Annotated in this window: 9 protein-coding genes and 1 pseudogene; 6 read left to right on the forward strand and 4 right to left on the reverse strand. The window is 37.8% G+C overall.

The features are described 5' to 3' along the window. Nucleotides 1-154: 154 nt before the first annotated feature. Nucleotides 155-2476 (forward strand): ATP-binding protein, encoded by a 2322-nt coding sequence (locus ACFING_RS01580; protein ID WP_375629385.1) that lies wholly within the window; start codon nt 155-157, stop codon nt 2474-2476. Here ACFING_RS01580 and ACFING_RS01585 read toward each other — a convergent pair. After that, nucleotides 2473-2997 carry a methylated-DNA--[protein]-cysteine S-methyltransferase gene (locus ACFING_RS01585; RefSeq protein WP_375620707.1) on the reverse strand — a complete coding sequence of 175 codons (525 nt, stop codon included), beginning with the start codon at nt 2995-2997 and terminating at the stop codon, nt 2473-2475. The two genes, ACFING_RS01580 and ACFING_RS01585, sit on opposite strands and share 4 nt — an antisense overlap. A gap of 455 nt (nt 2998-3452) precedes the next feature. Between ACFING_RS01585 and ACFING_RS01590 the strand changes: the two are divergent. From ACFING_RS01590 to ACFING_RS01605, 4 genes and pseudogenes are all read left to right on the forward strand, one after another. Then, nucleotides 3453-3551 (forward strand): annotated as a pseudogene (locus ACFING_RS01590) (integrase); the annotation flags it as partial. 257 nt (nt 3552-3808) lie between these two features. Continuing rightward, nucleotides 3809-7294 carry a carbamoyl-phosphate synthase large subunit gene (gene carB / locus ACFING_RS01595; RefSeq protein WP_375611195.1) on the forward strand — a complete coding sequence of 1162 codons (3486 nt, stop codon included), beginning with the start codon at nt 3809-3811 and terminating at the stop codon, nt 7292-7294. Between the two features lie 247 nt (nt 7295-7541). Continuing rightward, complete coding sequence (locus tag ACFING_RS01600; protein WP_012754908.1) at nt 7542-7751, forward strand: cold-shock protein; 210 nt, start codon at nt 7542-7544, stop codon at nt 7749-7751. Between the two features lie 322 nt (nt 7752-8073). Beyond that, nucleotides 8074-9276 carry a pyridoxal phosphate-dependent aminotransferase gene (locus ACFING_RS01605; protein WP_375629387.1) on the forward strand — a complete coding sequence of 401 codons (1203 nt, stop codon included), beginning with the start codon at nt 8074-8076 and terminating at the stop codon, nt 9274-9276. 1162 nt (nt 9277-10438) lie between these two features. Here ACFING_RS01605 and ACFING_RS01610 read toward each other — a convergent pair. Together ACFING_RS01610 and trxB are read right to left on the reverse strand one after the other, a co-directional pair. Further along, nucleotides 10439-11344 carry a LysR family transcriptional regulator gene (locus ACFING_RS01610; RefSeq protein WP_273791217.1) on the reverse strand — a complete coding sequence of 302 codons (906 nt, stop codon included), beginning with the start codon at nt 11342-11344 and terminating at the stop codon, nt 10439-10441. A gap of 42 nt (nt 11345-11386) precedes the next feature. Beyond that, a complete protein-coding gene (trxB, locus tag ACFING_RS01615) occupies nt 11387-12343 on the reverse strand; it encodes a thioredoxin-disulfide reductase (protein ID WP_375620705.1) in 957 nt (318 codons plus the stop codon). Between the two features lie 310 nt (nt 12344-12653). On the opposite strand from trxB, the gene ACFING_RS01620 reads away from it, so the two are divergent. Further along, nucleotides 12654-14048, forward strand: coding sequence for a TrkH family potassium uptake protein (locus ACFING_RS01620; protein WP_375620704.1), 1395 nt, complete (start codon nt 12654-12656; stop codon nt 14046-14048). Nucleotides 14049-15257: 1209 nt separating this feature from the next. On the opposite strand, the gene ACFING_RS01625 is transcribed toward ACFING_RS01620, so the two are convergent. Continuing rightward, nucleotides 15258-16316, reverse strand: coding sequence for a glycosyltransferase family 4 protein (locus tag ACFING_RS01625; RefSeq protein ID WP_375629390.1), 1059 nt, complete (start codon nt 16314-16316; stop codon nt 15258-15260). Nucleotides 16317-16318 lie beyond the last annotated feature (2 nt).

The raw sequence follows: 16318 nt of genomic DNA on the forward strand, positions 1-16318 counted from the left end.
TTTTCATATTCCAAAATCATAAAAGTAAAATTATTTTTTTTAAAAAAAAGACTGGACAGAAGACTCCTGTTTTGATTCATTGCATTCGATGGGGTTACTATGAATATCGAAGCAGTTTTTAAATCACATTATTCCAGAATTAAAGGAACGCGAGATGGCTAAATTGGACGCATATAATGCGCCAAGGGAGGTGTATGCTGATTCAAAATCAAGCGCTCAAAGCCGCAAGGAGCGCACAGAGCGTACCAATCTGTTTTCTGGTTCTGCCTATCAAAAACTTCTTTTTATTGAACCTTGGCTGCGACATTCACTCCCATTTGTAATTCTTGCATTTCTTGTTATGCTAGCAGCAATCCGTTTCCTATCAATCTATGATTGGCGCAACACAATTGATAAAAACACGCATTCTACCATCGCTCTCTTAGCTTCTCATATTACCAATACAATCGACCGTGACATACTTGCCGCCACTCGACAAGGAAAAGCTGCTGCTCTTTCTCATAATCATTTACAAAATATCCTGACCAATTTTCGTAACAAAGGTTTTATAAAAACCAGCGCTGTTATTGCTATTGTCGATCAAAAAGGCAATGTCCTAGCTTCATCAAGTTCCGAGATTGTCTTAGGAAAACCCTTACAGAATTTTACCTCTGAAAGCATTACTTTGCAAGCTCTAGGAAAACATGCTGGAATCATGAAAATTACAATAGGAAAAGATATTCCTGCTCTTGCTTCCTTTCAGCAAACAGAAAATGGACAATATGGGGTATTCATCAGTGAAAAAATGCAACATATTTACATGGAATGGCGGAAAACTCTCTCGTTAAATATAACCATATTCATTGGAACTAGTGGCGTTATCCTCGCTCTTCTTTATGCTTATTATAACCAAATTGTACGAGCACGCAAAACAGATCTTGTTTCAGAAAAAATTCAAAACCGTATTGATATGGCAATGATGCGTGGACGCTGTGGACTATGGGATTGGAATATGGCAAGTGGACGCGTCTACTGGTCACGAGCAATGTACGAAATGCTCGGCTATGTCCCTCAAGATGCATTGCTCTCAATTTCCCAAATTAGCGCCATTATCAATCCAAATGATGCAAATTTTTTTGACCTTGCTCAGGAATTAATGAGCGGTAAAAAAAAGCATATCGATATTAACGTTCCTATGCGTCATGCTGATGGTCATTATGTATGGATGCGCATTCGTGCCGAAGTGACTGAAGAAGAAGAACCCCATTTGGTTGGTATTTCCTTCGATATTAGTGAACAGCAACAATTGGCTGAACAAACGGCGCAAGCCGACCTTCGTATCCGTGATGCGATTGAAAACATTTCAGAATCTTTCGTCTTGTGGGATGCTGAAGGACGTTTAGTTATGTCCAACAGCAAATTTTGCGAATATGCCGCTATTCCTAAACAAATTCTCCAATCAGGTATCCAACGTGCAACAGTCGAAGCCATGGCACGCCCTGCACTCAGTGAATATCCCCTTAAAGATGATGGTACTGGTAACTTAACCAGTATTCGCCAAACGGCAGATGGTTGTTGGCTCAAAATTAACGAACGACGAACCCAAGATGGAGGATTGGTTTGTATTGGTACTGACATTTCTGAGCTTAAACAACAACAGGAAAAATTTGAAGACAGTGAAAGGCGTCTTTTTTCTTTCATTCAAGAACTCAAGCGCGCACGAGGGAGTGCTCAACAACGCGCAACAGAAGTTGAAAAACTTAATAAAAGTTTGAAAGCAGAAAAAGAACGCGCCGAAAGTGCTAATAAGGCTAAATCAGAATTTTTAGCCAATATGTCTCATGAATTGCGCACGCCTCTGAATGCTATTCTTGGTTTTTCAGACATCATGTTGCAATCAACTTTTGGCCCTCTTGGCTCACAACGCTATAAGGAATATATGCATGATATTTACAATTCAGGAACCCATCTTCTAACCCTTATCAATGACATTCTTGATATGTCAAAAATCGAAGCAGGAAGATTTACGCTTGATTGTAAAAATACCGATCTTGAGCCCATCATTAGTGAAGCAGTACGAACACTAACGCCTCAAGCTCAAGAAAAAAATATTGTTGTTACAACAAACATTACCCCAGAACTTCATGCTGAAGTTGATGGTCGTGCAATGAAACAGATTTTCCTTAATCTCATCTCTAATGCCGTTAAATTTACGCCTTCTGGCGGAAATATTGATGTCTGCGCTTTCAAGAAAAAAAATAACCTTATTTTTAAAATTACAGATACAGGTGTCGGTATTCCCCAATCAGCAATTAAAAAACTTGGGCAACCTTTTGAACAAGTTGAAAATCAGCTTACTAAGTCTCATACAGGCTCAGGTCTTGGATTAGCCATTTCACGCTCCTTGCTAGAACTCCACAAAGGAAAACTTGAAATTACTTCAAAAGAAATGAAAGGAACAACTGTAACGATTATAATGCCCATCACACAAAGTTAAATTTCTCCATTTTGTTCTCGTTGTAGTAAAATCTGTTTCCGTTTGTCCCCCCAACGATACCCTGAAATAAAACCATTTTTACGCACAACACGATGACAAGGAATGATAACAGCCAATTCGTTACGTGCACAGGCATTAGCAACGGCACGAAAAGCTTTCGGCATACCAATACGGCACGCTAAGATCTCATAGGAAATTGTTTCACCACATGGTATATCACATAATACTGCCCATACTTGTCGTTGAAAAACTGTACCATTTATATCTAAGGGAAAATTATATTTTTTTACCAGCTTAGGTGTTTCTATCATGGCTATAATATGGGCAACTTCTCTCTTAAATGTATTATCACCTACAACTTGTTGTGCATCACCAAAGCGTATCGTAAACTCCTGTAATAATTGCTCTATAGTATCTCCTAACGCTATATGACAAATCCCTTTTTGAGACCTAGCCACCAAAAGTTTCCCTATTGATACATCTTTCAAACAGAATACTCTTGTTTGGGAAATGTTTAGCATTTTAGCCTTCTTTATATTTTAAATAAGTCTTGAACATCATCCATAAAGTAAAAGGAGAGTATTCACTCTCTTTTAAAAACAAATAAAATCATTCTGAAATGATCTCCTTAGCCATTGTATTAAAATACACTCTCATCCTTTTATGAAACGGACACATCTATAGATTGACGTTCCCTACCCTAAAACAGAAACTTCGACCAGAGCTGATTTATCAACAATCTTGCTATTTATCTAACAGATTCCAACTGAAACCATTTGATATAGTTTATTTCATAAGCTCTCTACAGACAAATCTTGTCCTGAATTTTATCATATACTAACAAAAAATACCTTAATGTGGTAAATTTTCATACCTTATATCACAGCTCTAAACGGCAGTATTTTACAGAACAACACGATAAGCTTTCCACTTCATTTTACGAAATCCCATTGAACCATAAATAATGGCTTATGTTTTACAAGCAATAGAAAAAGCGCGTGCTCTCTTAGGCAAAAAATGTCATAAAACACAAAATATACCGGCAATGGATTGGAAAGATGTTCCGGCTTTTTATGCTCCACGTATGCTTGAATATTCTAATTTGTTAGAGCACTGTTATTATTTTTTTATCAAAGGTCATACTTTTGATAGACTGACGAGATGACTCAACTCAAAAAGGAAATTTATCTTCAATTTTATGAAAAAAAGCATGGAAAAGGTATTTTAATGCTTACTTTCTTTGTCACTTAACTTATAAAATGATTGTAGCCTCAGAACTGAAATATTTTGCCCGCAACAATCGCACATAGATATTTGTCATAGGAAAAAGTCATGCCCAAACGCACAGATATAAAATCTATTCTTATCATCGGAGCAGGACCTATTATCATTGGTCAGGCATGTGAATTTGATTATTCAGGCACTCAAGCCTGTAAAGCATTAAAAGAAGAAGGTTACCGAATTATTTTGGTAAATTCTAATCCTGCCACGATTATGACAGATCCAGATCTAGCTGATGCAACTTATATAGAGCCCATTACTCCTGAAATAGTTGCCAAAATTATTGCCCACGAGCGTCCCGATGCCCTTTTACCCACTATGGGAGGACAAACAGCCCTCAATACTGCTTTATCATTAAAGCGTATGGGTATTTTAGACCGCTATCATGTTGAAATGATAGGAGCCAATGCTGATGCTATTGATAAAGCTGAAGATCGTGCTTTATTCCGCCAAGCGATGGCAAAAATCGGTTTGGAAACGCCACGCTCTATGTTAGCCAATGCAACAGAACTGAAAGAAGAAAATCGCCAACAACACGCAAAAACGTGTGCTGAACTTAAAGCAAAGCTTTCTGGTGCTGCGCTTGACAAAGCACTCGAAGAACTTGAGCGCAACTGGCGACATACCGAAGCTGATCGCAAACAACATTATATCGCTCATGCAACAGCAAAAGCAGTTCAAGCTCTTGATGTTGTTGGGCTTCCAGCTATTATTCGTCCTTCATTCACCCTTGGTGGAACTGGTGGTGGAATCGCTTATAACCGCTCTGAATTCTATGAAATTATTGAACGTGGGCTTGAAGCTTCACCAACAACAGAAGTATTAATTGAAGAAAGTGTTTTAGGGTGGAAAGAATATGAGATGGAAGTTGTTCGTGATAAGAACGACAATTGTATCATCGTTTGTTCTATTGAAAACATTGATCCGATGGGGATTCATACCGGTGATTCGATCACTGTAGCACCTGCTCTCACCTTAACCGATAAAGAATATCAATGTATGCGCAATGCCTCGATTGCTGTTTTGCGTGAAATTGGTGTTGAAACGGGGGGATCCAATGTACAGTTTGCTGTCAATCCTGAAAATGGGCGCCTCATTGTTATTGAAATGAATCCGCGTGTTTCTCGCTCTTCAGCGCTTGCCTCAAAAGCAACGGGGTTTCCCATTGCTAAAGTAGCGGCTAAACTGGCTGTTGGTTATACTCTTGATGAATTAAAAAATGATATCACGGGTGGTGCAACACCAGCATCATTTGAACCTTCTATTGACTATATTGTGACAAAAATTCCTCGTTTTGCGTTTGAAAAATTTCCCGGTTCATCACCCGTCCTCACAACTGCGATGAAATCTGTAGGAGAAGTCATGGCAATTGGACGTACTTTTCAAGAATCGTTACAAAAAGCACTCCGTGGACTTGAAACAGGGCTTACAGGTCTTGATGAAATTGTGATTCCAGAGCATGCTGAAGGTGATGAAAAAAGTTCTATACGCTCCGCCATTGCCATACCAAGCCCTGATCGTCTACGCTATATTGCTCAAGCCATGCGCACAGGCTTACCCTTAAACGAGATTCACCAAATTAGCAAAATTGATCCGTGGTTTTTAGAACAAATAGCCTCCATCATTGAAATGGAGCAGCGTATCCGCATTCATGGATTACCCCAAGACGCAGATAACTTACGTATGTTAAAAGCTATGGGCTTTTCAGATGCGCGATTAGCCTCCCTTACAGGGAAAGAACCCGATTATATCGCAGCTTTACGCAAATCACTGAATGTTAAACACGTCTTCAAACGGATTGATACTTGTGCCGCTGAATTTTCTTCTCCTACAGCCTATATGTATTCAACATATGAAGTTCCCTTTGCAGGTGTAGAGCACTCGGAAGCACACGTTTCTGAACGCAAAAAAATTGCTATTTTAGGCGGTGGACCAAACCGCATTGGGCAAGGTATTGAATTTGATTACTGTTGCTGCCACGCTGCTTTTGCACTGCGTGATGCAGGATTTGAAGCGATTATGATTAACTGTAATCCTGAAACAGTTTCAACCGACTATGATACCTCTGATCGCCTTTACTTTGAATCTTTAACAACAGAAGACGTTATCGCTATTTTAGAAGCAGAACAGGAAAAAGGAGATTTGGTTGGAGTCATCGTCCAATTTGGCGGACAAACACCCTTGAAATTGGCAAGCGCTCTAGAAAAACACAACATCCCCATCCTAGGTACTTCACCTGACGCTATCGACTTAGCAGAAGATAGAGATCGCTTTCAAAAACTGTTATTTAAACTTAATTTAACACAACCTCAAAATGGTATTGCCCACTCCATTGAACAAGCGCGCCTCATTGCCCACGAACTAGGCTTCCCCTTGGTTGTACGTCCCTCTTATGTTTTAGGAGGACGTGCTATGCAAATTATCCGTGATGAACGTAGCTTACAAAATTATTTACTTGAGAGTGTCCCCGAATTAATTTCAGAAGATATCAAAGTCCGTTATCCTAACGACACAACAGGACAAATCAATATATTGCTTGGTAAAAATCCGCTTCTCTTTGATACCTATTTAACAGAAGCAATTGAAGTAGACGTCGATTGTTTATGTGATGGCAAAGAAACACTAATCGTTGGTATTATGGAACATATTGAAGAAGCTGGTATCCACTCTGGTGATTCAGCATGTTCTCTACCAGTCCATACGCTCTCAAATAAAATAGTTACTGAATTAGAGCGCCAAACCAAAGCATTAGCACAAGCACTTCATGTTCGCGGCTTAATGAATGTACAATATGCTATAAAAGATGACACCATTTATGTCTTAGAAGTCAATCCCCGTGCTTCACGTACTGTCCCATTTGTTGCAAAAACGATTGGTCGCCCTATTGCTAAAATGGCTGCACGTATTATGGCAGGAGAAACGCTTCATGATGCTCTTCAAGCTTATGGTGGATTACCTTCTTTGCAAAAAAAACAACATATTGCCGTCAAGGAAGCAGTATTTCCTTTTGCTCGTTTTTCAGGTGTTGATACACTTCTTGGTCCAGAAATGCGCTCAACCGGTGAAGTTATGGGACTTGACTATGAATTTTCGCTTGCTTTTGCTAAAGCCCAACTTGGAGCTGGTGTAAAACTCCCTAAAGAGGGAACTTTGTTCGTTTCTGTAAGGGATGAAGATAAAAAACGCATCTTAAATCCTGTAAAACGTTTAACTGAGCTTGGCTTTTCTGTTGTCGCCACAAGTGGAACACAAAAATTTCTCACCGAACACCACGTTGAAGCAAAAAAAATCAACAAAGTTCTAGAGGGACATCCCCATATTGAAGACGCTATTCGTAATCGCCAAATTCAATTAATTTTTAATACAACTAGCACTGCCAGTGCCATCTCAGACTCAAAATCATTACGTTATGCAGCACTCATGCAAAATGTTCCCTATTATACAACAATAGCTGGAGCCGAAGCCGTCGTAGAAGCGATCAAAGCACTCAAAAAAAGGCACCTTGAGGTACGTTCACTACAAAGTTATTTTAGTTGAATTTTTTTCTACTTAGCAAAATGTACACTGTTTTCTTATTTTTTCTTTATATAAAAATTGATTAAGACTTGCTTTTTGTTCTAAAAACTTTTATAGAGGTTTCATCGAATTTTCGGTTACGTGACTTTCTTTCCTGTGCAATCTGCACTTTCGGCGAAACTTCTCCCACCTAATTTCGATCTACAACCGTATTGAAGAAATGAAAGCTTCAATGCTCAATATAATTATATATTCTAAGGAGTTTCCTATGTCTACAGGAACAGTTAAGTGGTTTAATACAACAAAAGGTTTCGGATTCATTCAGCCTAGCGATGGTAGTGCAGATGTATTTGTACACATTTCTGCCGTCGAGCGTTCAGGTCTAAACAGTCTTAATGAAGGGCAAAAAATCTCTTATGATGTTCTTCAAGATCGTCGTTCAGGAAAATTTGCCGCTGGTAACCTTGCAGCACTTTAAAGTTTAAATTCTGCAATATTTTATTTAGAAATCTTCGTCTGTAAAGACGAAGATTTTTTTATTTTGTATAAAGCATTATTTTACCTTGTTAAAATAAAAGACTGCTTATCTCCTTTGCACAATTTATCAAACCTCTCTTATACTTCCTCAAAAACTTTCATAAAATCTACGAAGAGATTATCTTGTAAAAGATCTCAAAAAAGAAGAATATAAAGCCCGTGTAAGAGTATTTTGGAAGTTTTTTATTGCATACAATATAATCTCTTATAGAATATCCTTAAAGCAATAACCATTTGTTGATATAATATAAGGATTTAAAATTATGGCTTTTATTGCCGACAAACTGTCTCGTATCAAACCTTCTGCAACAATTGCTGCTTCTCAAAAGGCCCGTCATTTAAAAGCATTAGGGCGAAATGTTATTGCTTTAAGTGCTGGAGAGCCAGACTTTGATACCCCAGACAACATCAAAAACGCGGCTATTGAAGCTATTCGAAGGGGAGAAACAAAATACCCTCCCATATCTGGAATTCCAGAATTGCGCCAAGCAATTTCTGCAAAGTTTAAAAGAGAAAATAACCTTCTTTACCAACCAGAACAAATTATTGTTGGTACCGGTGGAAAACAAATTCTCTTTAATGCATTCATGGCAACTTTGAATAAAGGAGATGAGGTCATCATTCCATCCCCTTATTGGGTTAGTTATCCAGAAATGGTCGCACTCAACGATGGTACGCCTGTCTTTTTAGAAACAAAAGCCGAATTTTCTTATAAACTCCAACCACAAGAGCTAGAAGCTGCCATTACCCCCAAAACCAAATGGTTCATCTTTAACTCTCCTTCAAATCCATCAGGTGCCGCTTATACACATAATGAATTGAAAAAACTTACAGATGTTTTAGTAAAATATCCTCATGTTTATATCCTTTCCGATGATATATATGAACATCTCACATATGAGGGTTTTACCTTTGTGACTCCAGCTCAAGTAGAACCAGCGCTTTATGAGCGTACACTCACAATGAATGGTGTTTCTAAAGCCTATTCGATGACGGGATGGAGAATCGGTTATGCAGGCGGACCACAAGAATTAATTAAAGCCATGGATACCATTCAAGGACAGCAAACATCTGGAACAAGTGTCATTTCACAATGGGCTGCGGTTGAAGCACTCAACGGACCACAAGACTTTATTGCTAAAAATAAAAGTATTTTTCAAGCACGCCGTGATCTCGTTGTCTCCATGCTAAATCAAGCTCTTGGCATTTACTGTCCAACGCCTGAGGGTGCTTTTTATGTTTATCCTTCTTGCACCGGACTTATTGGAAAGAAAACACCCAATGGTCAACGTATTACGAATGATGAAGACTTTGCCATAGCGCTTCTAGAAACAGAAGCTGTTGCTGTCGTCCAAGGATCTGCTTTTGGACTTGGATCAACTTTTCGTATTTCTTATGCAACATCAGAAGAATTACTTGAAAAAGCTTGTATACGTATACAGCGTTTTTGCAACAGTTTAATTTAAAATTTTTAATATCATCTCTTGTGATTGTTTTTTGCCGAATGTTAGTATATCCGAGAAAATATCTGAAACTGTGTCATGGTCTAAATCTATCGATTCAGCAAAAATATCTATGAATAAACACAAAAATAGATGCTGTAGATAAAGATCAAAAAAATTTAGCTATCAAATAAATGAATCGGTCTATTATCATAAGAGATGACAAGCCTATTCTGCTTTCTCCATTCAATTTATAACTCTAAAAAAGACCGAGCACTTTTAAACACAATTGCCCTTATAATCAAAGGCCCTTACAATAAAATCTCTTCTATTTCTCAGCTTCTTCTTCGTCCTAAAACGAAGAAGAAGCCACCTCCCATCGTTGTGTAAACAATCTAGTTTCCTTTAAGTTCTATTTAATAACTACTTGATTTACTTCATAGGCTTTATGAACACGACCTGCCTTAAATATTCACCTCACATTCTAATAAAAAGCACTTCATGTATAAGGTTTTAAATATTTTATATCACGCCCCTAAAAGACAGACTTTTACAGTACAATAGAATACCCCCTCTCAAACTCCTCATTGAATTTTAGTATTCTTAAAAAATTTTTGAATATCCACCAGTTTCGAAATTTTTTCTTTATCATCTTCCCATATATTGCAATTTCTAGGGACTCTTTCAAAAATTAAAAAAAAAGCCGGACATATGTCCGGCAAATTTGGAAGATCCTCAGAGATAAAATCAATCTGATAGATCTTCGTAAGGGAACACTCAAGAAAACGAAACTGGGAGGCAACATAATCAAGAGATAGTATTCTATGTCATTTTATAAGGAAAAGCACAATAAAGACTTAAGCGTATCTGCTATGCAATAAACACATAGCTTTAAATTTGTCTCCATCATGTACCACTCTCTTTAATTAAATAGTAAAAATGTTAACTACACCATCACACAATTGTCCATTTTTCAATATATAATAGCTTTCACGTTTGCTAGCATTTGTAAAAAAACATTTATCCCTCTTTTCAAAAATATTTACCCGTACGGACTCCCTCCACTTTTAATGTGCAACAAATAATTTTAATTGATTCAATATAGGCAAATTTGAAACGAAAGAATATTATGGGAGTCTCAAGTTGCAAAACAGCTAATTATTCCTTATAAATTAAGATATTAATATTAAAAAGACCACTGGCGAGCTTTTAAAAAAATATAATCTCGAAAAGCATTTAACCTTGCCAAATTCTTTAAATTATAAGGATAACAAAAAAAAGTATCAAAAGAGGGAATATCAACCATATCAGGAAAAAGACGCACTAAATGCTCATCATTATTGACGATATAATCAGGAAGCACAGCAATCCCAAGATCACGCATAAGCGCATTCTTTATTGAGATGATATTGTTGATTTGTAAAACTGAAACGCGCAATGATCCATCACTTCTACCAGCCTTTTCCAACCAATTTAAACCAGACAAATAAGGTGGAACAGGTTCACCGAACGAAATAATACGATGCTCATCGAGATCAGACAATTTTTCCGGCTTTCCATAATTTGCAATATACTTTTCCGAAGCATAAACATGCATATGAATTGTAAAGAGTTTTCTTTGTATAAGATCAGGTTGTTTGGGTTGATGTAAGCGAACAGCACAATCCGCATGACACATTGTCAAATCAAGCTCTTCATCGGAAAGCAAAAGCTGAACCTGCATATCAGGATAAAGACTAAGAAATTCTGGCATACGCTCTGCAATCCACCCTGCCCCCATTCCAAAGGTCGAGGTCACACGCAAGTGCCCCGTTGGTTTTGCATAGCTTTCACTTAATTGCAAACGCACACTTTCAAGCTTCATCAAAACATCATGAGCTGTACGATAAAGAGTTTCTCCCTGTTCTGTAAGAATCAAACCACGCGCATGACGTTGAAATAAGGATACCCCAACCTCTTGTTCTAAAGCCGAAACCTGTCGTGAAACGGCTGATTGAGATAAATGAAGTTTTTGAGCAGCATGCGTAAAAGATCCCGCTTCTGCTGCAGCGTGAAAAACCCTTAACTTATCCCAATCCAACGGTGGCGCCACAATTAATTCTACCTCTATATTCTCTATGTTCTCAATGAGTGACTAACGCCTAGGTATATCCAAAAACCGTTCTGCTTCCAACGCTGCCATACATCCTCTTCCCGCAGCTGTTACAGCTTGGCGGAATGTTTCATCTGTCACATCCCCAGCAGCAAAAACACCAGCAATGCTTGTTGCTGTTGAGTTGGGTGCTGTCCATAAATAGCCGCCTCGTTTTTGTTTCAGCTGTCCTTCAAACAGAGAAACAGCAGGATCATGCCCAATGGCAATAAATATGCCCTCTGCATTAACTTTCATCTCGTGACCTGTCTTAACATTTTTCAGACGTGCCCCTGTTACAACAGCGCCCATTGAATCTTGAGCTGGCAGCCCCACAATTTCTTCAACCACATGATCCCAAAGAACACGCACATTATTACAAGCCAGCAACCTATCTTGCAAAATTTTTTCTGCCCGAAACTGCCCCCGCCTGTGAACCACGCTTACACTCTTAGCCAAATGCGATAAATAAAGTGCTTCTTCAACAGCCGTATTTCCTCCTCCCACGACAATAACGTCCTTATCACGATAAAAAAAGCCATCACATGTAGCACAAGCGGAAACACCTCCGCCCATAAAGGTCTGTTCACTTTCTAAACCAAGCCAGCGCGCTTGAGCTCCTGTTGCAATAATCAGTGCATCACAAGAATATTGTGTTCCTGAATCCCCATATAAGACAAAAGGATACTTCAACAAATCAGCCTTTATAATTGTATCATAAACAATTTTTGTCCCCATATTCTCAGCTTGTTTTGCCATTTGTTCCATCAACCATGGTCCTTGAATGGGATCTGCAAAACCTGGATAATTCTCAACATCAGTTGTAATTGTCAATTGTCCCCCCTGCTGCAAGCCCGTCACCAAAACAGGCTTAAGCATTGCTCTTGCTGCATAGATCGCCGCTGTATAACCAGCCGGACCTGAGCCAATAATCAGCAGACGAATATGCGATTGTACCATTAAATCCCCTTCACTTTATTATAAATTAATTATTCTATAAATGATAACGGAATGCAGCCTTTTAAAAAAATATTTTTCAAGAGCCCTAATTATGTTATGTATACTTCTTTTCAAGTTTTATGAAAAGGTCTGATTACTAATTCATCAAGGCACGCTAATGTTAAGAATTAATCCTTATCCTATAAAGAGAAAAATGTAACTTCTTATGAGCACAAAACCATAATAAAAAGAGATACAAAGATAGGGAACGATCATTTTTCAATTTATTATCAATGTCTGTGCACGTTTTGCCTTAATCATGGGAGGAGCAATGCTTTTGCCAATTTTTGTGGATTTGCACGACAACAATCGTAATTGGATAAGCTTTCTCTATTCTTGTGCCATAACCACCATGTTAGCAACACTGATTCTTTTAGCAACTAAGGGAGCTACTTGTCGCTTTTCAGCACGACTTGGCTTTATGCTCACTGTTTGTCTTTGGCTTACAGGAAGCATCGTAGGTGCCTTACCTCTTTATCTTTCTCCTCTTCCCATTTCTCTAGCAGGAGCCATTTTTGAATCTGTTTCTGGAATTACAACAACAGGCTCCACAGTCCTTTCTGATCTTGATAATTTATCGCGAAGTATTTTATTATGGCGTTCTCTTATATGCTGGATTGGGGGCATTGGTTTTATCGGTTTAGCCCTCTTAATTTTGCCTTCACTGCGTGTGGGTGGCGTGCGACTTTTTCATATGGAATCATCTGATAAATCTGAAAAAATATTGCCTCGCATCAACCAAATTGCTAACGGAATTATCATCGCTTATGTTGGGTTAACATTGGCTTGTATGCTTTCTTATTTTGCTGCAGGCATGAATTTATTTGATGCCATTAACCATGCAATGAGTACAGTAGCAACAGCTGGTTTTTCAACGCATGATGCTTCTTTTGGCTATTTTTCTGATACACCAGCCATCTTAATTATTTCAACAATCTTCATGTTGCTTTCTGCTTTACCTTTCGTACTTTATGTTAAATTAGTCCTTCCTGGACACTCTAAACGCTTCCTTGACCCACAAGTGATTGTTTTTCTCCATATCGTTCTCCTTTTCAGCTTTGCTTTAGCGGCATGGCTACGGTTTTATGATCATCGCGCGTTCCACTTGATTTTTCTTGATGTCATTTTTCACCTTTCATCCATTATTAGCACCACCGGTTACAGCGCTGAAGATTATCAACTTTGGGGACCGTTTGCGCTTGGAGTTTTCTTCATTGTTTCTTTTACAGGCGGATGTGCTGGTTCTACTTCTGGTGGTATGAAAATCAATCGCCTCATTATTCTTTGGCGTATTACACAAACAAATATAGAAAAACTTCTTTCTCCTAATGTCGTTGTAAAAGCGCGCTACGATCACTCAAATATATCAAATGACGTTGCTCAAGCCGTTTTGTTTTTTGTCTGTCTTTATATGTTTTGCCTTGTTATCGGCACTGCACTTTTGCTTACAACCGGTCTTGACTTTACCTCTGCCTTTACCGGGGTCTTAACCGCACTTTCAAATGTTGGTCCAGGCTTTGGAGATATTATTGGCCCCACTGGTAATTTCTCTACAATCAACGATCATGCTTTATGGATTTTAAGTTTTCTAATGTTAGCTGGACGCCTTGAAATCATAACAATATTCGTCCTTTTTATTCCCGCTTTCTGGCGTGAACAATTCTAATGCAGAGAGTATTTTATTCTACCATGATAAAAAATTGACAAGATAAAAAGGCGAGAACAGTATGCGTCATAATATTCACTCCTCACCCAATCTACTGAAGATTTCCTAAAATTTCATACAAAACATCATATCAATGATATAAAAATAATTCAACAAAAACAATCAAATACCGATATTCTCAAAGCCATAACATATAAAACTTCCCTTTATTGATCTTCTTTATCAAATAAAGTGGACGCATAGAACATTCTTTTTTACGAATAATCTCTCATGCAAAAATATGAATATTTACTGATAAAAGTGTTTTTTCTTTTTAATAGAGTTACACCCTTATAGAAAATAAAATGCTATTATATTATGAACTCACAAACTTGTAAAAAACATCTCACAATACTCATCACCCCCATTTCACGACAGGCCTCATGAAAGATATAAAATGGGCACCATCATTTTTACTTAAATAACAATAAGGTGCAAGTCGGTACAAAAAAATAAGATATAAATTAGTACCACCATATTATTTTCTTTCTATTAATGTCGTAACAGCCTGCATTTCAGACAATTTATAAGAAATCTCTTTACACCCTGTCTTCAATAGTTTTTATCCACCACATGCCTTCTTCCAATTGTGATGTACAAGAAGATAGCTCTCATTGTTAATATCAACAGATTTTACATAAGAAAATCTTACGGTACTCAAAGCTCTTATTTAAATTGAAAAGGTAATTTATTTATAAAAATCATATATATATTGATCTTAAATCCATCTTATTATGAATTTATTGAAAATATGTACGACTATTTTATCCATGAAGATACCATCATTATCTTTTTAAGACAAGAAAACGTTTTTTTTGCTATCTATTTAAGTCTTACAAAACGAACAATATCAGCACAACCCCGTATAAGATAGTGCATAAATCCCCAGACTTGAGTTAAAGCATTATTTTCTTATTCTAAAATATCAATGAATAAAAGTAGCTTTCTTCTCTCCTAGTATGCTTTATCATAAACTACATATCGCTCTCAAGCGTATACATTTTTAATCTTTTATCCAAAATTTTTAGAACTTTTTATAGCGTGCTACTAAAGACAATATAAATTTTGTAAAATAACATTTATATCATTGAGCTGTTTTCTTGATGACTATGAAAAACCTTTAAGGAAAATACTTTTTACCATTCCTCAAGAAGATTTTTGATATAATAATCAAAGTCTTTTTTCTGCAAACAGTTCTTTGTAGACACGCCCAATCTCCGCTGTCTCCTTTTCCAAAGGAAAGTGCGTACGAACATGGGTTAAAGCTTTCTTTCCGGCTGCCAATGTTTTTTCTACATCAGCAAAATAAGGTTCAATTGCTGCTGTTAAAGCCGCTCCATCTCCTGCTTTTACAACTGTTCCTGTCGCTTCTACAACCAATTCTTTATAAGCTCCTGCATCACTCGTTACAACCGCAACCTGTGATGCCATTGCTTCTAATGGTGTTAAACCGAAACCTTCTGTACGAGAGGGTGCAACATAAAGTGTTAAACGACGGTACCATAAAGGGATGTCCAGAATCTCACCAAGAAAAATAATGCGATCATCCAGACCAGCCTTAGCAATCTTTTGGCGTAATTCTTTTTCAAAATGATAATATTGCTCTGTCGTACGACCAGCGATAAGTGCTGTCCATTCAGGATAGTCAGGCAATAATGCTATCATGGCATCAACAAATAAATCTGTTCCCTTTGAGTAGCGCAGACGCCCAAAACATCCTACCGCATATTTTCCTGGAAATCCTGTCGAAGAAAAGCAATCATCAAGAGTGTGTGGTGGAGTAAAACGCCTCACATCCACCCCATGCATAATAACCTTATGAGGCACTTCTAGATAAGCGCCCGTACGTGTACTGGTAGCTATAACCCTATCCATACAGCGAATCAACCATTTGGTAAAAGGCTTATGATGACGTTGTGAAGCCGAAGTAAAGATGAGTTTAAGCTTCATTCGCAAAACATCGCGCAAAAAGATCCCACAAAGCATCTCAATATTGCGTCGTGCATGCCAAATACGAAATGGCTTCCCTTTCGGACTTTTCCAAAGTCCGAAAAGGTCCCTAAAGGCAAGAGCCGGTAAACTTTGTGGTAATCCAAACCCAAAAGTGGATATACGTACACCCTGTTCGCGTTGCAGTGGAATAAGCTGAATAATCGTAGATGTTACTCCCGATAAACGCCTTTTCAAGTGAGGCGCAATAATCTCAGTTTCGTCCAAAGATACACGCATAA

Source organism: Bartonella sp. AP150HLJHH (genome assembly GCF_042196385.1).
GTDB lineage: Bacteria > Pseudomonadota > Alphaproteobacteria > Rhizobiales > Rhizobiaceae > Bartonella.

What these genes read in the sequence shown, in the direction of transcription:
- ACFING_RS01625 (WP_375629390.1), bottom strand. Translation starts at nt 16,316, where the DNA reads ATGCGTGTATCTTTGGACGAAACTGAGATTATTGCGCCTCACTTGAAA.
- ACFING_RS01585 (WP_375620707.1), bottom strand. Translation starts at nt 2,997, where the DNA reads ATGCTAAACATTTCCCAAACAAGAGTATTCTGTTTGAAAGATGTATCA.
- ACFING_RS01620 (WP_375620704.1), top strand. Translation starts at nt 12,654, where the DNA reads ATGCTTTTGCCAATTTTTGTGGATTTGCACGACAACAATCGTAATTGG.
- ACFING_RS01605 (WP_375629387.1), top strand. Translation starts at nt 8,074, where the DNA reads ATGGCTTTTATTGCCGACAAACTGTCTCGTATCAAACCTTCTGCAACA.
- trxB (WP_375620705.1), bottom strand. Translation starts at nt 12,343, where the DNA reads ATGGTACAATCGCATATTCGTCTGCTGATTATTGGCTCAGGTCCGGCT.
- ACFING_RS01580 (WP_375629385.1), top strand. Translation starts at nt 155, where the DNA reads ATGGCTAAATTGGACGCATATAATGCGCCAAGGGAGGTGTATGCTGAT.
- ACFING_RS01600 (WP_012754908.1), top strand. Translation starts at nt 7,542, where the DNA reads ATGTCTACAGGAACAGTTAAGTGGTTTAATACAACAAAAGGTTTCGGA.
- carB (WP_375611195.1), top strand. Translation starts at nt 3,809, where the DNA reads ATGCCCAAACGCACAGATATAAAATCTATTCTTATCATCGGAGCAGGA.